19 protein-coding genes are annotated in these 18,375 nt (G+C 68.7%); 11 read left to right on the top strand and 8 right to left on the bottom strand.

From position 1 onward, the window contains the following. The 7 genes from ACSVDD_RS07150 (at position 1) to rpoH (ending at position 7,035) form a co-directional block, all read left to right on the top strand. Positions 1–1,185 carry an ABC transporter substrate-binding protein gene (locus ACSVDD_RS07150; RefSeq protein WP_448188637.1) on the top strand — a complete coding sequence of 395 codons (1,185 nt, stop codon included), beginning with the start codon at positions 1–3 and terminating at the stop codon, positions 1,183–1,185. Between the two features lie 13 nt (positions 1,186–1,198). After that, positions 1,199–2,275, top strand: a complete 1,077-nt coding sequence (locus ACSVDD_RS07145; protein ID WP_448188636.1) for an ABC transporter ATP-binding protein — start codon at positions 1,199–1,201, stop codon at positions 2,273–2,275. After that, the gene (locus ACSVDD_RS07140; protein WP_448188635.1) at positions 2,272–3,177 is read left to right on the top strand and encodes an ABC transporter permease; all 906 of its coding nucleotides are present in this window, start codon (positions 2,272–2,274) and stop codon (positions 3,175–3,177) included. Before ACSVDD_RS07145 ends, ACSVDD_RS07140 begins: the two co-directional genes overlap by 4 nt. Positions 3,178–3,181: 4 nt before the next feature. Further along, positions 3,182–4,018, top strand: coding sequence for an ABC transporter permease (locus ACSVDD_RS07135; RefSeq protein ID WP_448188634.1), 837 nt, complete (start codon positions 3,182–3,184; stop codon positions 4,016–4,018). Positions 4,019–4,031: 13 nt separating this feature from the next. Next, positions 4,032–4,730, top strand: a complete 699-nt coding sequence (locus ACSVDD_RS07130) for a FadR/GntR family transcriptional regulator (protein WP_448188633.1) — start codon at positions 4,032–4,034, stop codon at positions 4,728–4,730. Positions 4,731–4,748: 18 nt separating this feature from the next. After that, positions 4,749–5,945, top strand: a complete 1,197-nt coding sequence (gene uxuA / locus ACSVDD_RS07125) for a mannonate dehydratase (protein ID WP_448188632.1) — start codon at positions 4,749–4,751, stop codon at positions 5,943–5,945. A 208-nt stretch (positions 5,946–6,153) separates the two neighbouring features. Next, a complete protein-coding gene (gene rpoH, locus ACSVDD_RS07120; RefSeq protein ID WP_448188631.1) occupies positions 6,154–7,035 on the top strand; it encodes an RNA polymerase sigma factor RpoH in 882 nt (293 codons plus the stop codon). Between the two features lie 32 nt (positions 7,036–7,067). Here rpoH and ACSVDD_RS07115 read toward each other — a convergent pair whose 3' ends face one another. Next, complete coding sequence (locus ACSVDD_RS07115) at positions 7,068–7,466, bottom strand: type II toxin-antitoxin system VapC family toxin (protein WP_448188630.1); 399 nt, start codon at positions 7,464–7,466, stop codon at positions 7,068–7,070. Continuing rightward, a complete protein-coding gene (locus ACSVDD_RS07110) occupies positions 7,466–7,699 on the bottom strand; it encodes an antitoxin (RefSeq protein ID WP_448188629.1) in 234 nt (77 codons plus the stop codon). The genes ACSVDD_RS07115 and ACSVDD_RS07110 overlap by 1 nt, the downstream gene beginning before the upstream one ends. 122 nt (positions 7,700–7,821) lie before the next feature. On the opposite strand from ACSVDD_RS07110, the gene ligD reads away from it, so the two are divergent. Next, entirely contained in the window at positions 7,822–8,673 is an 852-nt protein-coding gene (gene ligD, locus ACSVDD_RS07105) for a non-homologous end-joining DNA ligase (protein ID WP_448188628.1), read from the top strand. Positions 8,674–8,680: 7 nt separating this feature from the next. On the opposite strand, the gene ACSVDD_RS07100 is transcribed toward ligD, so the two are convergent. From ACSVDD_RS07100 to fbaA, 3 genes are all read right to left on the bottom strand, one after another. Further along, the gene (locus ACSVDD_RS07100) at positions 8,681–9,247 is read right to left on the bottom strand and encodes a hypothetical protein (protein ID WP_448188627.1); all 567 of its coding nucleotides are present in this window, start codon (positions 9,245–9,247) and stop codon (positions 8,681–8,683) included. Positions 9,248–9,407: 160 nt separating this feature from the next. Continuing rightward, a complete protein-coding gene (locus tag ACSVDD_RS07095; protein WP_448188626.1) occupies positions 9,408–10,865 on the bottom strand; it encodes an MFS transporter in 1,458 nt (485 codons plus the stop codon). A gap of 16 nt (positions 10,866–10,881) precedes the next feature. After that, positions 10,882–11,952 carry a class II fructose-bisphosphate aldolase gene (gene fbaA / locus ACSVDD_RS07090; RefSeq protein ID WP_448188625.1) on the bottom strand — a complete coding sequence of 357 codons (1,071 nt, stop codon included), beginning with the start codon at positions 11,950–11,952 and terminating at the stop codon, positions 10,882–10,884. A 402-nt stretch (positions 11,953–12,354) separates the two neighbouring features. On the opposite strand from fbaA, the gene ACSVDD_RS07085 reads away from it, so the two are divergent. The 3 genes from ACSVDD_RS07085 to ACSVDD_RS07075 all read left to right on the top strand — a co-directional run bounded on the left by ACSVDD_RS07085 (position 12,355) and on the right by ACSVDD_RS07075 (position 16,384). Further along, on the top strand, positions 12,355–13,176 hold the full coding sequence (locus ACSVDD_RS07085; protein WP_448188624.1) for a sensor histidine kinase: 822 nt from the start codon (positions 12,355–12,357) through the stop codon (positions 13,174–13,176). Positions 13,177–13,473: 297 nt separating this feature from the next. Continuing rightward, entirely contained in the window at positions 13,474–15,573 is a 2,100-nt protein-coding gene (locus ACSVDD_RS07080; RefSeq protein ID WP_448188623.1) for a SpoIIE family protein phosphatase, read from the top strand. A gap of 91 nt (positions 15,574–15,664) precedes the next feature. Next, on the top strand, positions 15,665–16,384 hold the full coding sequence (locus tag ACSVDD_RS07075; protein ID WP_448188622.1) for a response regulator transcription factor: 720 nt from the start codon (positions 15,665–15,667) through the stop codon (positions 16,382–16,384). Positions 16,385–16,386: 2 nt separating this feature from the next. Here the strand turns inward: ACSVDD_RS07075 and ACSVDD_RS07070 are convergent, their stop codons facing one another. The 3 genes from ACSVDD_RS07070 to ACSVDD_RS07060 are packed head-to-tail and all read right to left on the bottom strand — an operon-like array spanning position 16,387 to position 18,366. Then, a complete protein-coding gene (locus tag ACSVDD_RS07070) occupies positions 16,387–17,406 on the bottom strand; it encodes a sensor histidine kinase (RefSeq protein WP_448188621.1) in 1,020 nt (339 codons plus the stop codon). After that, positions 17,403–17,783, bottom strand: coding sequence for a DUF1987 domain-containing protein (locus ACSVDD_RS07065; protein WP_448188620.1), 381 nt, complete (start codon positions 17,781–17,783; stop codon positions 17,403–17,405). Before ACSVDD_RS07065 ends, ACSVDD_RS07070 begins: the two co-directional genes overlap by 4 nt. 22 nt (positions 17,784–17,805) lie before the next feature. Then, positions 17,806–18,366: a SiaB family protein kinase gene (locus ACSVDD_RS07060; RefSeq protein WP_448188619.1), complete on the bottom strand. Its 561-nt coding sequence runs from the start codon at positions 18,364–18,366 to the stop codon at positions 17,806–17,808. Positions 18,367–18,375 lie beyond the last annotated feature (9 nt).

The following is an 18,375-nucleotide window of genomic DNA, read 5'->3' as shown; positions in this document are numbered from 1 at the left end:
ATGCACGACGGCAGTGGGCGGCGTGTGGTGTTCGCAAGTCTGGCGATGGCGGGCGTGCTGACAGCACTGCCTGCACGGGCGCAGGTGCCCGCCATTCCCAGTTCCCCGGTGACGATCAACGTCATCGACGTGGCCGGCAATCTGGCGCTGACCCAGAAGGCCATCGAGAACTACCGCAAGGCCAACCCGAACCGCGTCGCGCGCTTCACCTTCACCAAGGCCCCGGCGCCCGAACTGGCCGGCAAGATCAAGGCGCAGCAGAACGCCGGGCGCGTGGATATCGACCTCGTGCTGACCGGCACGGACGGCTTGGCGGCGGGCATCGAGCAGGGGCTGTGGACGCCGCTGCTGCCGGCCTACGCCGAGAAGTTCCCCAATCTGGACAAGAGCTACCTGCCGGCGGCGGCGAAGATGCAGACGCTGGCGGCCAACCAGGGCATCGTCGTCACCTACTACCCCTCCGGCCCGCTCTTGGAGTACGCCCCGGAGCGCGTCAAGAATCCGCCGAAATCCGCTGAGGAGCTGCTGGCCTACTGCAAGGCCAACCCCGGCAAGTTCATGTACGCGCGCCCAGCCAACTCCGGCCCCGGCCGCACCTTCCTGATGGGCCTGCCCTACCTGTTGGGCGACAAGAACCCGCAGGACCCGGTGAACGGTTGGGAGAAGACCTGGGCCTTCCTCAAGGACCTGAACAGTTGCGTCGAGTACTACCCGTCCGGCACCACGGCGACCATGAAGGAACTGGGCGAGGGCTCGCGCGACGTGATCGCCACGACGACGGGCTGGGACATCAACCCGCGCGTCCTGGGCACCGTGCCGAAGTCGGCGCAGGTGACGACGCTGAAGGGTTTCCACTGGGTGGCGGACGCCCACTACATGGTGGTGCCCAAGGGCCTGGCGCCGGAGCGGCTGGCGGTCGTCCTCGACATCATGGCGTTTTTGCTGAAGCCGGAACAGCAGGCCTACGCCTATGACGAGGGGTACTTCTACCCCGGCCCGGCGGTGCAGAACGTGACGCTCGACATGGCGCCACCGGACAGTCAGGCCGCCATCAAGGAGTTCGGCCGGCCGGAGTACGAGAAGCTGATCGCCGAGAACCCCATCGAGCTGCCGCTCGACGCCAAGAGCATGGTGGACGCCTTCCGGCTGTGGGACGAACGCGTGGGTGCTGCCAAGACCAAGTAAAGGGGTGCCTGACATGGCACGGGCGGACGGCGATTTCGGCGAGATCCGGCTGGAGCGGGTCAGCCGCGGCTTCGATGGCGTCATGGCGCTGCAAGACCTCGACCTGACCATCCGACGCGGCGAGTTCATCGCCTTGCTCGGCCCCTCGGGGTGCGGCAAGTCGACGGCGCTCAATTGCCTCGCCGGACTGCTGCCGCTGACCGCGGGCAGCATCTGGCTGGACGACCGGCGCATCGACGAACTGCCGCCCGAGCGGCGCGGCTTCGGCATGGTGTTCCAGAACTACGCGCTGTTCCCGCACATGACCGTGCGGCGGAACATCGGCTTCGGGCTTGCCATGCGCGGCGTGCCGAAGGCAGAGGCCGAAGCGCGCATCGACGCCGCGATCCGGCTGGTGCAGTTGGAGGCGCACGGCGCCAAGCTGCCCGGCCAGCTGTCGGGCGGGCAGCAGCAGCGCGTCGCCATCGCGCGGGCCATCGTCGTGCAGCCGCCGCTGGTGCTGATGGACGAGCCGCTGTCCAACCTCGACGCCCGGCTGCGCCTGGACATGCGGCACGGGATCCGCCGCATCCACAATGAGCTGGGCCGCTCCACCGTCTACGTCACCCACGATCAGGACGAGGCGCTGTCGCTGGCCGACCGCATCGTCGTGCTGCGCGACGGCCGCGTGCGGCAGATCGGCACGCCGGAAGACCTGTACGCCCGCCCGGCGGTGTTGGACGTGGCGCGCTTCATGGGCTACCGCAACGTCTTTGAGGGAGACGTGGCCGGCGGCGACGGCGAGCGCGCGACGGTGGTGCGTGACGACCTCCAGGTCATCGGCACGCCGCGCGGGTCGCTGGGTTCCGGCCGCGCCGCGGTCGCCATCCGGCCGGAGGAATTGCTGCCCGGCGAGGACGGCCCCGGCGCCATCCCCGGCGTGGTCGAGAGCGTCGAGTTCGTCGGCCGGGAGTACGCCGCCACCGCGCTCACCCGAGGCGGGCTGCTGCTGCACTTCCGCTCGCACCAGCGCCTGCGGCTGGACGAGCCCGTGCACCTGCGCGCCGCGCCGGAGCGCGTGCTGCTGTTCGGCGCCGAGGAAAACGCATGACCAGCCAGACCGCCACCTACCGGGCCGAGCGCCCCACACTGCGCCGCCGCATGCTTGCTGCGGGATGGGACCGCACGACGCTGCTGGTGGTGCCGGCGGCGGTGTTCGTCGTGCTGCTGTTCATCTACCCCTTCGCCTACGGCCTCGTGCTGTCGTTCCAGCCGACCAAGGGCAGTGTGTTCGCCAACTACGCCGCCTTCTTCAGCGACCCGTACCTGTACGACACCATCGCCACCACCATGTGGCTGGGGCTGCCGGTGACGGTGCTGAACATGGCGATCGCCTTGCCCATCGCCTTCCGGGTCCGGCACTTCCGCTGGCAGCGCATCCTGACCACCATCCTCGTCATCCCGATCACCCTGGGCACCGTGCTGGTGGCGGAGGGGCTGCTGACCTACCTGGGGCCGCAGGGCTGGCTGAACCGCACGCTGATCGAATTGGGGCTGACCGGTTCACCGGTGCGCCTGACGCACAATTACTGGGGCGTCTTCCTGTCGCTGGTGATCACCGGTTTCCCGTTCGTCTTCCTGCTGACGCTGTCCTACGTCACCGGCATCGACCCGGCGCTGCCGCAGGCCGCCGCGACGCTGGGCGCCGGACCGGCGCGGCAGTTCCGCCACATCTTCCTGCCGCTGCTGATCCCCGGACTGGCGGTGGCGTTCTGTCTGGCCTTCGTCCAGGCGTTTTCCGTCTTTCCCTCGGCGGTGCTGCTGGGCGCCCCCGCCGGGCCGACGCGCGTCATCTCCATCGCCGCGTATCAGGCGGCGTTCGAGCAGTACGACTACGCCATGGCCTCGGCCATCGCGATGATCATGGCGGCGGTGCAGCTGATCGTCGTTCTGGCGGTGCTGGGGGCACGGCGGCTGTTCTACCGCGGCCCCACCGGCGGCGGGAAGGGCTGACGCCATGCAGAGCAACGAGAGCCTTGCAGCCAAGCTCTGGCACAGCCTGACATGGCTGATCATCGGCTTTTTCCTGGTGAACCTCTTCGGCCTCATCGCGGCGGTGGGGGTGAACTCCTTCGCCACGCGCTGGCTCGGCACGTGGTTCCCGGCCGGATACACCACGCGCTGGTACTTCGCGGCGTGGGAGGAATTCCAGCTCGACGACGTGCTGCTGGTCACCATGGAGGTGGTGCTGGCGGTGGTGGTGCTGTCGCTGCTGCTGGGCGTGCCGGCGGCCTATGCGTTGGCGCGGCGGGAGTTCGCCGGCAAGCGGCTGGTGACGCTGCTGTTCGTGCTGCCGCTGCTGGTGCCGCCGATCACCTACGGCATCCCCATGGCGACGGTGCTGTACCAACTGCACCTTGCCGGCACGATGACCGGCGTCATCCTGGCGAACCTCGTGCCGACGGTGCCCTTCGTCATTCTGGTGATGACGCCGTTCATCGAGCAGATCGACCCGCGCCTGGAGGCGGCGGCGCGCGTCTTCGGCGCCAACACGCCGCGAATCTTCCTGCACGTGCTGGTTCCGCTGCTGGCGCCGGGCATGCTGGCGGCCGGGTTGCTGGTGCTGGTGCGCACCATCGCCATGTTCGAGCTGACCTTCCTGACCGCCGGGCCGAGCAGCCAGACGCTGGTGGTGGCGCTGTATTATTCGGTGTTCGCGGCGGGTGTGCGGGCCGGGCAGTCGGTGGACGCCATGGCGATGATCTACATGGCGACGACGCTGGTGTGGCTGTTCCTGGCGTTGCGCTTCGTCGATCCGACGCAGCTCGTCACCCGCGTCAAGAAAACCTCGTGAGGGGAGCCGCCGCATGCCCTTCCAGGCCATCGAGACGCAACGTCTCTACCAGCAGGTCGCCGAGCAGATCGGCGCGCTGATCCGGCGCGGCGAGTTCGCCCCCGGCCACCGCCTGCCACCGGAACGCGATCTGGCGCGCAGCCTCGGCGTCAGCCGTCCGGTGCTGCGCGAGGCGATGGTAGCGCTGGAGATCGCCGGGCTGGTCGAGGTGCGCACGGGGTCCGGCGCCTACGTGCGCGCGCCGCGCGGGGACGACGCTCCGGCGCTGGGCGACGCCGGCCCCAGCCCGTTCGACCTGATCCGCGCGCGCCTGATGATCGAGGGGGAAATCGCCTTCGCCGCCGCCGAGGCCGCCACCCCCGCCGACCTGGAGAGTATCGCCGGGACGCAGACGCTGATGGAGCGCGCTATCCTCGACGGCCAGGATACCAAGCCCATCGACCGGCTGTTCCACGTGCGCATCGCCGCGGCCACCGGCAACACGGTGCTGGTTTCGGTGGTTGAGGGGTTGTGGGCGAACATGGTGGCGCCGGTGTTCGACGGGCTGAGCCGCCACACGGGGCTGCCGGACAACCAGAGCACCACGCTCGCCGACCACGCCCGAATCGTCGAGGCGCTGCGCCGCCGCGACGCCGCCGCCGCCCGCGCCGCCATGCACGAGCACCTCGCCCAGGTCGAGCAGGTGCTGCTGTGCGGTGAAGCCAACGGATAGAGTGCAGGAGTTGAAGCCATGGAGCAGACTTGGCGCTGGTTCGGCCCGGACGATGTGATCCGGCTCGACCATATTCGGCAGGCGGGCGCCACCGGCATCGTCACGGCGCTGCACCAGATCCCCTACGGCGTGGTCTGGTCGGTCGAGGAGATCGGGAAACGCAAGGCGATGATCGAGCAGGACAAATCGCTCGGCTTGCGCTGGAGCGTGGTGGAGAGCCTGCCCATCCATGAATCCATCAAGATCGGCGAGGGCGACCTGACGCCGCTGTTCGACAACTACCGCCAGTCCATGCGCAATCTGGCGGCGTGCGGCGTCACGACGATCTGCTACAACTTCATGCCGGTGCTGGACTGGACGCGCACCGACCTCGCCGCGGCGCTGCCCGGCGGCGGCACGGCACTGCGCTTCAACGCGTACGAGCACGCCGCCTTCGACGTCTACATCCTGGAGCGCCCCGGCTCGGAAGCCGACCACAAGCCGGACGTGCTGGCCCGCGCCAAGGCGTGGTTCGACAAGGCGTCGGAGAGCGACAAGAAGCAGCTGCTGTCCAACATCATGGCCGGCCTGCCGGGCGCCTTCGACCGCTACGACGTGCCGGGGCTGCGCAAGATGCTCGACCGCTACCGGGGCATGGACGCCCAGGGCTTGCGCGAGACTCTGGCGCGCTTCCTGCGCGAGGTGATCCCCACCGCCGAGGAGATCGGCATCCGCATGGGCATCCATCCCGACGACCCGCCCCGCCCGCTGCTCGGCCTGCCGCGCGTCGTCAGCACCGCGGACGATCTGGCGCACCTGTTGGACGCGGTGAAGTCCGAGGCCAACGGCTTGACCTTCTGCACCGGCTCACTGGGTGCCGGGCAGACGAACGACGTACCGGCCATGGCCAAGCGCTTCGCCGACCGCATCCACTTTGTCCATCTCCGCAACGTCGCCAAGGAGCCGGACGGCTCGTTCATGGAAGCCGACCATCTGGGCGGCGACGTGGACATGGTGTCGGTGGTGACGACGGTCCTGGAGGAGCAGAAGCGCCGCAAGGAGTCCGGGAGCCCCCGCTGGCGTCTGCCCTTCCGCCCCGACCACGGCCACGAGCTGCTGGACGACGTCGGCAAGAAGACCCACCCCGGCTACCCGGCCATCGGCCGCCTGAAGGGCTTGGCGGAGATCCGCGGCGTGATGACGGCGGTGGCGAGCATGCGGGGGCTGCCGGTGTAGGGGGAGAGAACAAGAATGGTACTACCGCCCCTTGATTTCCCGTCGTTCGTCCCCAAATAAAGTCTCTTCCCGACATCCCTCACCCAACCCGGCTGGCCCCGAGCCACCCACCGACCGTGCCCTGCCCCTTCTGGTCTGCGGCTGACCAAGGCGGGTTCTGGCGGTCTTTTTCGGGGCGTTTCATGGATGTCGGATCGGGAGATGTGCATTGGCAGAATCGTTGGTATCCGACGAACCTCTGAACCTGTACCTCAAGGACGCCCGCAAGTACGAGTATCTGACCCCCGACCGCGAAAGGGACTTGTCCTATCGCTGGCGGGACCACCAGGACCCGGCGGCTCTCGACGCGCTGGTCGGCAGCCACTTGCGGCTGGTCTTCAAGATGGCGAAGGGGTTCCAAGGTTACGGGCTTCCGCTGTCCGACCTCGTTGCCGAAGGCAATGTGGGGCTGATGGTGGCTGCCCGCAAGTTCGACCCGGACAAGGGCTTCCGCTTCGCCACGTACGCCGCGTGGTGGGTGCGGGCGGCCATTCAGGAATACGTGCTGCACAACTGGTCGCTGGTGAAGATCGGCACGACCGCCGCGCAGAAGAAGCTGTTCTTCAGCCTGCGGCGCCTGCGGGCGCGCATGCAGGAGCTGGAAAGCGGCGACCTGTCACCGGAGGCCGTGGCCTTCATCGCCACCGAACTCGACGTGCCCGAGACCGAGGTGGTGGAGATGAACCGCCGTTTGGGCAGCGACCGCTCGCTCAACGCCACCATCAGCGACGAGGGCGACGGCGAGTGGCAGGACATGCTGGTGGACGAGCGCTCCAGCCAGGAGACCGTCCTGGCGGACTCCCAGGAGCGTCAGCAGCGCGTGCGGTTCCTCAAGCTCGGCCTCAACGCGCTGAACGACCGCGAGCGGCAGATCCTCGTCGCCCGGCGCCTCAGCGAGGAGCCGATGACGCTGGAGGAGTTGAGCCAGCGCTTCCAGGTGTCGCGCGAGCGCGTCCGCCAGTTGGAAGTTCGGGCGTTCGAGAAGGTGCAGAAGGCCGTGATGGCGCAGAGCAAGGCTCTGGCGCTCTCCACGTCCCAGAGGGCGATGTAGATGGAATGGGCCGCCGGTTCGCTGGCGGCCCCCTACCGCAGCCAGTTTTCGCAGCGGAGATCCTGGACGCGGCGAAACTCGTCCACATTGTCGGTGACGATTGTGCCGCCCAGCGCGAGCGCGTGGGCGGCGATCAGCATGTCGTTGCCGCCGATGACCTGACCGATCCTTTCCAGGCGGGCACGAAGCAGACCGTACGCGGCCTCGGCGGGCGCCTCGAACGGCAGGACCTCGAGCGCTCCCAGAACCGCGTCGAGTTGCGCCGTCAGCCGTGCCGATCCCTTCTTTTCGGCGCCGAAGCGGAGTTCCGCGGCGACGATGATGCTGGTGCAGACCTGCGTCTCGCCGACCTCTCGGATGCGCTGCGTCACGCGCCCTTGGGGATTGCGGACAAGATCGGACACGATGTTGGTGTCGAGCAGATAGAGCATCAGAAATCGACCTGATCCGGGGCAGGATCACGGATTTCCGGGAAATCCTCGTCGAGTGGCGCGAGGGTTGCCAAGATTCCCAACAGGGATGTCGGCTTGGCCGGCTCGATGATCAGGCGGTCGCCCTCCTTGCGCATCACGGCGTCCTCACCGGGAAGCTCGAACTCACGCGGGATTCTCACCGCTTGATTGCGGCCATTCCTGAAGAGCTTGACGTGTCGGTCGGGGATCATCGCGGCCTCCAGCGGCATATGCCTTAGCATATGCCAATCAACGTCGCTTGTCCATGTTGCACGGCGGAGTCGGAGCGAATGCAAGGTTGTGGCGTTTCCGCTGCGACAGCAGGAGGCGTCCCGTGCCGAAAACCACCACGCAGGCTATCGAGATCGCCGGAGTGACCCTGACGCACCCCGACAAGGTGCTCTGGCCGGAGCAAGGGCTGACCAAGCGCGGCTTGGCGGAGTTCTACGCCGGCATCGCCGGCCGCATCCTGCCGCATGTGGCGAACCGGCCGCTGACGCTGGTGCGCTGCCCGTCCGGCAGCGGTGACGCCTGTTTCGTCCAGAAACACCCCTGGGCCGGCTTGCACAAGGCGGTGCGCCGCGTCCGCTCCGGCGGCGAGGAATGGCTGGCGGTGGATGATCTGGCCGGTCTGGTGGCGCTGGTGCAGATGGGCGTGCTGGAACTGCACCCGTGGGGCGCCACCGTAGACGATCTGGAACGGCCGGACCGCATCGTCTTCGACCTCGACCCGGACGAGGGCGTGCCGTGGGCGCAGGTGGTTGCCGGCGCGCGGGAAATCCGCGCGGACTTGGAGACGCGGGGCCTGCGCAGCTTCGTGAAGACCACCGGCGGCAAGGGCCTGCACGTGGTGCTGCCCATCGAGCCGGCAGCGGACTGGGGGACGGTCAAGACCTTCGCGTACGACGTGGCGGCGCGGTTGGCCGAGCGGCAGCCGGAGCGCTACACGACCAACCCGCTGAAGGAAGCGCGCGGCGGGCGGATCTTCCTCGACCATTTGCGCAACAGCCGTGGGGCCACGGCGGTGGCCGCCTACTCGACCCGTGCCCACCCCGGCGCCCCGGTGGCGACCCCGCTGGATTGGGAGGGGCTGCGCGACGATCCCAACCGGTACAGCGTGGCCGACCTGCCGAAGGGCGACCCATGGACGGGGTTCTTCGAGGTGCGGCAGCGGCTGCCGAAATAAAAGCGGCTCACGCCGCCCGCCGTCGATGCCGGCGCTTGCCATGCTCATCCACCCGCTCCATCAGGTCGGCGACGCCCAGGGCGTCGTCGAACTCGCCCTGATGCAGCAGCGTGCGGCCGAAGACGGCGAGCGTGCCGAGCACCGCCTCCTCGTCGGTGACGCCGTGCGCCGGCCGCTCGTCGCGGTCGACCAGCAGCGCGCCGTGCACGGCCAGCTCCTCAGCCACCGCGTTGATGGCGTCGTCGAGCGCCGCCTCGTCGCCCGCGGGCACGGTCAGGATCGGTTTCAGGAGATCGGAGAAGGAAAGCGGAAGATCTCGGTCCATCATGTCTTGTCCTGCGGGCTCGGCCGCATTCGGGAAGAGGGCGCAGCCGGCCACCATCATCATCGCCCGCTCCTGCGCCCCGATCAGGTCCGGGCAACGCGCCATGCGGCGGCCGTTCAGCAGAACGTCCCAGCCGGCGACGCCCGACCCGTCGTAGCGCAGCTCGATCCGACGCCCGTGGCCTTCCAGGAACAGCCGGCGAGGCGTCTCGAACCGCCAAGTCATCGCCAGTCGCATCGGTGGTTGCATCTCGGTCTCCACGGTGCGGCGACAGACACGGCTTCCCACGCCGCGCAACGGCGCGTCCGATCATGACGCGGAAGTGGGGGGCGGGGCGCGGATCTCGTCCGCGGGGTACAGACAGCCATATGGGCGCCGAACGCGGCGCATCAAGGCGCTTACGGTCTGCTCATTCGGCGGGGGCGAGGCTGCTCAAGGGGGTGGCGACACTCTCCAGCGACTTGCGCTCAGCCCGCACGCCGATCAGCAGTTCGATGCCCGCCGCGATGATCATCAGGACGGATGCGATGGTGTAGCCCACCATGATCTGGCCGCGGTCGCCGGTCTCGATCAGCCGGCCGAAGAACCACGGCGCCGCCACGCCGCCCAGCAGCGTCCCCAGCGCGTAGAACAGCGAAATGGCGGTGGCCCGCGCCTCCAGCGGGAAGCTCTCGCTGACCGTCAGGTAGGCCGAGCTGGCCGCCGCCGAGGCCACGAAGAAGATGACGCTCCACGCCACGGTCTGCGTCGTCGCGGTCAGCATGCCGTGCAGGAACATCCAGCCGGTGCCCAGCAGCAGCACGCCCGACAGCGCGTAGGTGGCGGCGATCATCGGCTTGCGCCCCCAGGTGTCGAACAGCGGCCCGAGCAGCAGCGGCCCGGTGAAGTTGCCCAGCGCGAAGGGCAGCACGTACCAGCCCACGTCGCTGTTCGGCACGCCGTAGAACCGGGTCAGAATCAGCACGTTGGTGAAGAAGATCGCGTTGTAGAAGAACGCCTGCGCGATCATCAGCGACAGCCCGAGGATCGAGCGCCGGCGGTACTGCGTGAACAGCACCCGCGCCACCGCCATCATCGAGGTGTCGCGCGTCAGGTCCAGCGTGAGCGACAGCGCCGGCACCTCCGGCAACGGGCAGCCGGTGGATCGGCGCACACTGTTCTCGATATGGCCGACGGTGTGCTCGGCCTCGGCGATGCGGCCCTTGATCATCAGCCAGCGCGGGCTTTCCGGCAGGAAGGCGCGCAGGAAGATGATGAACAGCGCCAGCGTGCCGCCGATGCCGAAGGCGAGCCGCCAGCCCACATCCGGCCCGAGGAACCCCGGCGCCAGCAGCACCACCGCGCCCAGGGCGCCCAGCGCCGCCCCCACCCAGAAACTGCCGTTGATGGCGAGGTCGGTGCGCCCGCGGTAGCGCGCCGGGATCAGTTCCTGAATGGCGGAGTTGATGGCGGCGTACTCGCCGCCGATGCCGGCCCCGGTCAGGAAACGGAACGCCGCGAAGCTCCAGTAGTCCCAGGCGAAGGCGCTGGACAGTGTCGCCAGCGCGTAGACCGCCAGGGTGATGTAGAAGAGCTTCTTGCGCCCCCAGCGGTCGGTCAGCCAGCCGAACAGCAGGGCGCCGATCACCGCGCCGAGGATGTAGGCGCTTCCCATGTCGCCGATGTCGGCGTCGGTGAAGCGCAAGGTCGGGCTGTCCTTCAGCGCTCCGGCGATGGAGCCGGATATCGTGACCTCCAGCCCGTCCAGGATCCAGGTGATGCCGAGCGCCACCACAACCAGCCAGTGGAACCGGCTCCACGGGAGCCGGTCCAGCCGGTGGGGAATGTCCGTGCGGTGGACATCCGTGCGGGGTGGGCGCTCGATCACAAGGCCCTCGCTCCGCTTACACCGCGGCGAGCGACTTGCCGGTCGCGCCGAGGTCGGCGAACGCCTCGTCGAGGCGGTCGGCGATGCCCTTCTCGCCCTCGCGCAGCCAGACGCGCGGGTCGTAGATCTTCTTGTACGGCTTGCCGGTCTCCGGGTCGATCTGGTGGCGGAACGCCTTGTCGTTGGCGAAGACGAACTTGCCGACGCTCGACGCGAAGGCGAACTGGGTGTCGGTGTCGATGTTCATCTTGAACACGCCATGGCCGACCGCCTCCTCGATCTTCTCCTTCTCGGAGCCCGAGCCGCCGTGGAACACCAGCGCCAGCGGCTTGGTGCCGCCGTGCTTCGCCGACACCAGTTCCTGCGAGGCGCCGAGGATCTCCGGGCGCAGCTTGACGTTGCCCGGCGCGTAGACGCCGTGCACGTTGCCGAACGACGCCGCCACCGAGAAGTGGCCGATGGGCGACAACACCTCATAGGCGCGCAGCACGTCCTCGGGCTGGGTGTAGAGGTGGGCATTGTCGGCGCTGAGGTCTTCCGAGCCGACGCCGTCCTCCTCGCCGCCGGTGACGCCCAACTCGATCTCCAGGCTCATGCCCAGCGGCGCCATGCGCTTGAGGATGCGCGCGCACTCCGACAGGTTGTCCTCCAGCGACTCTTCCGACAGGTCGAGCATGTGCGAGCTGAACAGCGGCTTGCCGGTCTGGCGGAAATGCTCCTCGCCGTGGGCGATCATGCCCTCGACCCAGGGGATCAGCTTCTTGGCGGCGTGGTCGGTGTGCATGACGACGCACACGCCGTACTGCTCGGCCAGCAGGTGGACGTGGCGGGCGGCCGAGACGGCGCCGAGGATGCGGGCCTGCGCCGAATCCTTCATGCCCTGGCCGGCGTAGAACTGCGCGCCGCCGCTGGACAGCTGGATGATGACGTCGGACTTGTTGCGGGCTGCCGCTTCCAGAACCGCGTTGATCGTGCTGGTGCCGATCACGTTGACCGCCGGCAGGGCGTAGCCGCCCTCATGGCAAGCCGCGACCAGGGCGCGATACTCCGCACCGGTGACGACGCCGGGCTTCATCTTGCTGTTCATGCGTTCCGCCTTTCGCTTCTTAAGGGGTCCGGCCGAGGGGCGCGCGGCGATAGTCGTCGGCATAGCCCAACAGCCAATTGGGCGCGACGTTGCCCCAGCGCGAGCATTTGCGCAACGGGGCTGTTCGCCGCGACCGTCCGGTTTTCGGTGCTGGCGCCAGCAATAGACCAGGAAAAGGCGACCCACCCGTCAAAACGGCGATCCGCCCAACCGCCGAAGCAAACCGAAAGCACTATCGGCCGCCTCCCATGATTGATCGGCGAATGATGAGGTGGCTAGTCTTGGGCTACGCTGTCGTTTGGCGCGATGTCTTATTTATGTCCTCGCGCGGCCACAGCTATCTCACACCTACCCCTATCGTTTGGGGAACATCATGGTGGAAAAGCCGAGAGGAACACCACCATGTGGCGAGATCTGTTCAGACGCGGCGTCGAGCGCGCGGTCGCTCAGTTCCCATCCGCCGTCGCGACCGCGCCCTTCCCTGCCGTTGACGGTGACTGGGCGGTGGCCTTGTTCCGCGGGCGGGCGCTGGCAGCGCTGGCCTGCACTCCGATGGGCGACGGGGGCGAGGATGCCGCAGCGCTCCGCGCCCGCATCGCCGAGCTGGAGGCCGAGCTGGGCCGGACCGAACTGCTGCTGCGCGAAACCAACCACCGCGCCAAGAACGCCTTCGCCACCATCGCGTCCCTGGTGGCGATCGAACTGGCCGACATCCGCGACCCGCAGGCGCGGGAGGTGCTGCAACTGACGCAGGAGCGGCTGGCGGCCGTGGCGCTGGTGCATCAGGCGCTCCAGGGCAAGAGCGACGACGCGGTGCTCGACCTCGGCGCGCTGCTGCACCGGCTGGGCACCGCCACCGCCTTCTCCATGGGCGCCGACGAGCGCGGCATCGAGGTGCGCATCGCGGCGCAGGCCGTGCCGGTCGAGGCCAACCAAGCCGTCAGTCTGGCGCTGGTCGCCAACGAACTGCTGACCAACGCCCTGAAATACGCCTTTGCCGGGCGCACCGAGGGCGTAGTCGAGCTCGCGTTGCGCAAGCGCGCCGGCAAGCTGCTGCTGCGCGTGCGCGACAACGGAGTCGGCGTCGCGGGCGGGCGCCGTTCGTCCGCCGGCACCGGGCTTTCCCTGGTCCGCCGGCTGGCCGAACAGGTCGGCGCGCGGCTGCGCTTCGGCGGACGCGACGGCACCTCGGTCACGGTGTCGATCCCCTACGGGCCGGGGTGAGCGTCGTAGCCTCGTAGGTTGGGTTGAGCGCAGCGAAGCCCAACGTGTTCGCGATGCGGAGTCTGTTGGGCTTCGCCTGCGGCTCAACCCAACCTACGAGGCCGAATGAAACACTATGAAACACTATGAAACGCTTTTTCGGGGTGTTTCATTCGTTCAGCACCACGCGGACGCGCCTCGGCATTGAGGACTTTGATCCTACAACAAAGACGTCGGCAAGGGCAAGCGCGCCGCTCGAACCAGCCGGCAAACCGCTGTAGGATGCCGGCAGCGAGGGGGCCGGCAAAAGGGATGGATATGGGCCGAACGGACATAGGCCGCACACGGGCGCCGCTCGTTCGATTGGGTGTCGCCGGCCGGCTGACCGCCGGTCTGGTCGGGCTGACGATCCTCACCATCCTGGCGGCGTCGGTGGCGCTGTACGGCACGCGGGAGTTCCGCCAGGGCTTCGACCGCATCGCGCTGACCCGCTTCGGCCAGCTGGTCGCCATGGCGAAGCTGACGGAGCAGAGCCACGCCGTCGCCTCATCCGCCCCGCGCATGGTCGGCGCCGCCGACCGCGGCGAGCTGGAGCGTCAGGTTGGGCACACCCAGGAGCAGTTCCGCCTTCTGGACGAGGCAGCGGACAACTTGATCGCGTCCGGCGCCGAGCCGGTCACGGTGGCCGGGCTGTCGGCGATGCGCTCGCAGATGCAGGACAGCCTGCAACGGCTGGCGGCACTGGTCGGAGACCGCCACGACACCGATGCCGCGGTGATCCGCGCCATGGACGACCTCGACCGGCAGGCGCAGGCCTCGCGCCGCGTGCAGAGCCGGCTGGCCGAGGTGGCCACCGCGCTGGCCGAGATCAACGCGAGCCAGGGCGACATCGCCGCCGTCGAGGCCCAGGTGCGCATCGGCGAGGTGATCCGCCGCATAACCGACGACATCGGCCAGGCGGTCACCATCATGCTGCGCGTCGGCACCAGCCGTCACCCCGGCCAGTTGGCCCCCATGCTGGAGGAAGTGCGCCGCGTGCTGGCCCGCGCCCAGCAGGACGCGCGCGAGTTGCCGGGCGCGGTCACCGACGGCTACGTGGCGCTGATCAACGGCGTGGGCGAGCAGGCGGAAGGCCCCGCCAGCGTCTTTGCGCTGCGCCTGCGCCAACTCGAACTGAACAACCAGATCGGGGCCGTGCTGAGGGCCACCAACGAGGACATCGGGCGCTTCGTCGCCAGCGTCTCGCGCCAGTACGCGGCACTCGAGACCGACATCGCCACCGAGCGGAGCGACTTCACCGCCTTCATCGCCACCACCTTCAACAGCCTGTTCGCCATCGCCGCGGCGGCGGTCGCCGGGGCGGTGCTCGTCTTCGTGTTCCTGCGCCGCCGGGTGATCGGCCGCCTCACCGGCCTCCAGCACTGCATGGTGGCGAACGCCGAGGGCAACCCGGTGCCGATCCCCGCCGAAGGCCACGACGAGATCGCCGACATGGGCCGCGCCTTCGGCTATTTCGTCGGCGAGGTCGGCCGGCGCGAGACCGCGTTGCGCCACGCCAAGGACGAGGCCGAGCGCGCCTTCGCCCAGCTTGCCGCCGCCAACGCTTCGATCCGCGAGGGCATGCGCTACGCCCAGCGCATCCAGCAGTCGCTGCTGCCGTCCGGCGACGCGCACGGCGACCTGCTGGCCGACATCGCGGTGGCGTGGCAGCCGCTCGACGATGTGGGCGGCGACTATTACTGGATCGGCGCGCACGACGGGCGCTGCATCGTCGCGGTGATGGACTGCACCGGGCACGGCGTGCCGGGCGCCTTCATGACCGCCATCGCCGCCTCGGCGCTGCACCGCATCCTGCAAGACGACGCCTGCGACGACCCGGCGCACATCCTGGCGATGCTCAACGCGCTGGTGCGCGGCGCGCTGCGCCAGGACCGGGCGGAGGCGACCTCGAACGACGGGCTGGACGCCGCCATCGTCATCATCGACCCGGATGCCCGGCGGCTGTCGTTCGCCGGGGCCAACCTGCCGCTGCTCTACGACGACGGGCAGGAGTTGCACACGCTCAAGGGCGACCGGCACAGCCTGGGCTACCGCGACTCGCAGCCGGACTTCGCGTTCCAGCGCCACGACCTGGATCTCACGCCGGAAATGCGCTTTTATCTGCTCACCGACGGCACCACGGATCAGGTGGGCGGCCCGACGCGCCGCCTGTTCGGCCGCCGCCGCGTGCAGGAATTGCTGCGAGCCGGCGCCGGCCTGCCCACGCAAGTGCAGGTGCGGCATTTGCTGGACACGCTGGCCGCCTATCGCGGCGACGAGCCCCGGCGCGACGACCTGACCTTCATCGGCTTCGTGCCGCGCCTGTCCCCGCGAGCCGGAGCGGCCGGAGCGCACGCCACCGATGCCGCCCCGGCTTAAGTTATCGGGGCGCACAATAACGTGACACATACCCGAAGATGCATTTAATATGCTTTAGACACGATGCAAAGCCGTGAGGAGCAATCAGAGCATGGCGTCAGCGGTCATAGCGGTCATCGAGGATGAGGCTTCGCTGCGCCGCGACATGGTGGAGTACCTGCGCGGCTGCGGCTTCGACGCCATCGGCGCCAAGAGCGGGCGCGAACTGAACGACATTCTGGCAGCAAAGCCGGTGTCGGTCGCCATTCTCGACGTCAACCTGCCGGGCGAGGACGGCTTCACCATCGCCGCACGGCTGCGCGAGACGGCCGGGGTGGGCATCATCATGGTGACGGCCCGCGGCTCGACGGTCGACCGGGTGGTCGGGTTGGAGATCGGCGCCGACGCCTACATGGTGAAGCCGGTGGAGATGCGCGAGTTGGAAGCGCAGGTGAAGTCGCTGCTGCGCCGCCTGGAGTCGGCGCCGCCGCTCCCCGCCGCCCCCGCCGCCGCCGCACCGGGCGAGGAGGAGCACTGGCAGCTCGATTCCACCGACTGGGCGCTCACCAGCCCGGCCGGCGTGCGCGTGCCGCTGACCAGCACCGAGATGAAGCTGGCGACGCTGCTGGCCACGCAGGCGCGCCAGCCGGTGTCGCGCGACCAGATCTCGCTGGCGCTCTACAACCGGCGTTGGGACCCGCAGGACCGCACCATCGACACCGTGGTCCGCCGCCTGCGCAACAAGGTCGAGAAAGCCATCGGCGAGACGCCGCCGCTGAAGTCCGAACACGGCGTAGGGTACGTGTTCTCGGCGCCGGTAAGGACGGTTTAGAGCTACTCCGGCGCCACCCGCGGGAAGGTCAGCGTGAACACCGCCCCCCGCCCCGGCGCGCTGTCCACCGTGATGCCGCCCTTCAGCGGGCCGACCACCAGGTTGTGGACGATGTGCAGCCCCAACCCGCTGCCGCCCTCGCCGCGCCGCGTGGTGAAGAACGGCTCGAAGACCAGGGCCAGATGCTCCGCCGGGATGCCGCGGCCGTCGTCGGCGTAGGTCAGGCACACCGTCTCCGCGTCGGGCTGCGTCACGCCGATGCGCAGGTGCCCGCCCTGCCCTTCGGCGAAGCCGTGCGTCAGCGAGTTCATCACCAGATTGGTGAGGATCTGCGACAAGGCGCCCGGATAGCCCTCCACCATCAGATCCGCCGGGCAGTCCACCGTCACCGTATGCTGCCCGCGCTTCAGGTTGGGCTGGAGGCTGAGCAGCGTCTCCTGCACATAAGCCCCCAGGTCGAAGCCGCGGCGCTCGGCGCTCGCCCGGTCCACCGCCACCTGCTTGAAGCTATTGATGAGCTGCGCCGCGCGCTCGCAGTTCGCCAGGATCAGCGTCGCCGTGTCCGTGGCGGTGGCGAGGTAGCGGTTGAACTCGCCGCGCCCCAGCTGCCCGCGCTCCACCATCTCGCCCAGCCGCGCCGTGGCGTCGGACAGGTGCGAGGCGCAGGACACGGCGATGCCCACGGGCGTGTTGATCTCGTGCGCCACGCCGGCCACCAGGGCGCCCAGCGAGGCCAGCTTTTCCTGCTGCACCAGCACGTCCTGCGCCTCGCGCAGGCGCTCCAGCGCGCTTTCGGCCTCCTGGCGGCGGCGTTCCGCCTCCTGGTTGGCGGCGGCGAGCTGGCCTTGCAGGCGGTCGCTGACCCGCACCAGCCGGCGCTGCTCGCGGTAGCTGCGCTTGAAGCCTTCCACCAACTCGGCCAGTTCCGCTCCGAAATCGGGCGTCACCTCGGCCAGCCGGGCGCCCAGGGACTGGGCCCGCTCGATCACCTGCTCCTCGGCATCGAACAGATTGAAGCTCATGACGCGCCGCCCGCCGCCTCGCGCAGTTCGAAGGCGACGTGTTCGAGGTCTTCCGAGAAGTCCTCCCCGAACTCGCGCATGGTCTCGTCCTCGGCCTCGCAGTACCAGTGCACGGTGACCGGGCGGCCCTCGCGGGCCGCCGCCTCCAGCATCTGGAAGATGTTCATCAGCACCTTGGCGGTGGAGCTGTTGAAGTACACCAACTCGATGTCCAGGTGCAGCGGCGCGTTGCCGGGTTCCGCCAGATGCTCGCGCAGCGCCGCGACCACCGGGCCGAACAGCGCCGCCACGTCGTCGGGGTAGGACTCGCCCCGCAGCGCCAGGCGGCCCGATGCGAAGTCGAAGTCGATCTCGGGCGTGCGGGGAGTCGCCGCCATGCTCAGCCGTTCCGTCGCCATCTCAAATGCGAACCTTGAGGCAGAAGAAGGTCTTGCCGCCGTCGAGGGCGGCGAAGTCGTACTCGATGGGCGCGCTGGCGCGTCGCGCGATCTCAATCAGGCCGATGGTGGCGCCGCGGCTGCCCTCGTCGGGCGTCTCGCGCAGCTGCTCGCGGTAGTGCGCCTTGATGCCGTCCTTGTCCAGGCCCTTCAGGAAGTCCAGCCGCTCGCGCAGGCGCGGCACGTCGGTGTCGCGCACGGTGTTGCCGCAGACGATGAAGAACATCTTGTCCTCCATGCCGATGGTGACCATGCCCGCGCTCAGTTCGATGGAGCGGCCGTCGTTGGCGACGATCTTCTCGGCGGAGTAGCGGATGATGTTCTGCATCTGCTCGACGAACACCGAGAAGACCCGGCGCACGGTCGGGCCGTCGGCGTCCTCCAGCGTCATCTTTTCCCGCAGCGCCTCGCCGAGGGAGAACAGGATCCCCTCCGACAGGTAGCCGCTGAACGAGAAGATGATGCCTTTGCGGTCGAGCTCGCCTTTGAACGCGGCGTACTGCTGACCAAGCGTGGGTGTCATCCGAGCCGC

The sequence above is a fragment of the Azospirillum terrae genome, assembly GCF_053470425.1.
This window is presented reverse-complemented; position numbering and strand designations above follow the sequence as displayed.

Excerpts from the sequence above, each read along its gene's own strand:
- ACSVDD_RS07150 (WP_448188637.1), top strand. The coding sequence starts at position 1 with ATGCACGACGGCAGTGGGCGGCGTGTGGTGTTCGCAAGTCTGGCGATG.
- ACSVDD_RS07145 (WP_448188636.1), top strand. The coding sequence starts at position 1,199 with ATGGCACGGGCGGACGGCGATTTCGGCGAGATCCGGCTGGAGCGGGTC.
- ACSVDD_RS07140 (WP_448188635.1), top strand. The coding sequence starts at position 2,272 with ATGACCAGCCAGACCGCCACCTACCGGGCCGAGCGCCCCACACTGCGC.
- ACSVDD_RS07135 (WP_448188634.1), top strand. The coding sequence starts at position 3,182 with ATGCAGAGCAACGAGAGCCTTGCAGCCAAGCTCTGGCACAGCCTGACA.
- ACSVDD_RS07130 (WP_448188633.1), top strand. The coding sequence starts at position 4,032 with ATGCCCTTCCAGGCCATCGAGACGCAACGTCTCTACCAGCAGGTCGCC.
- uxuA (WP_448188632.1), top strand. The coding sequence starts at position 4,749 with ATGGAGCAGACTTGGCGCTGGTTCGGCCCGGACGATGTGATCCGGCTC.
- ACSVDD_RS07115 (WP_448188630.1), bottom strand. The coding sequence starts at position 7,466 with ATGCTCTATCTGCTCGACACCAACATCGTGTCCGATCTTGTCCGCAAT.
- ACSVDD_RS07110 (WP_448188629.1), bottom strand. The coding sequence starts at position 7,699 with ATGATCCCCGACCGACACGTCAAGCTCTTCAGGAATGGCCGCAATCAA.
- ACSVDD_RS07100 (WP_448188627.1), bottom strand. The coding sequence starts at position 9,247 with ATGCAACCACCGATGCGACTGGCGATGACTTGGCGGTTCGAGACGCCT.
- fbaA (WP_448188625.1), bottom strand. The coding sequence starts at position 11,952 with ATGAACAGCAAGATGAAGCCCGGCGTCGTCACCGGTGCGGAGTATCGC.
- ACSVDD_RS07085 (WP_448188624.1), top strand. The coding sequence starts at position 12,355 with ATGTGGCGAGATCTGTTCAGACGCGGCGTCGAGCGCGCGGTCGCTCAG.
- ACSVDD_RS07080 (WP_448188623.1), top strand. The coding sequence starts at position 13,474 with ATGGGCCGAACGGACATAGGCCGCACACGGGCGCCGCTCGTTCGATTG.
- ACSVDD_RS07075 (WP_448188622.1), top strand. The coding sequence starts at position 15,665 with ATGGCGTCAGCGGTCATAGCGGTCATCGAGGATGAGGCTTCGCTGCGC.
- ACSVDD_RS07070 (WP_448188621.1), bottom strand. The coding sequence starts at position 17,406 with ATGAGCTTCAATCTGTTCGATGCCGAGGAGCAGGTGATCGAGCGGGCC.
- ACSVDD_RS07065 (WP_448188620.1), bottom strand. The coding sequence starts at position 17,783 with ATGGCGGCGACTCCCCGCACGCCCGAGATCGACTTCGACTTCGCATCG.
- ACSVDD_RS07060 (WP_448188619.1), bottom strand. The coding sequence starts at position 18,366 with ATGACACCCACGCTTGGTCAGCAGTACGCCGCGTTCAAAGGCGAGCTC.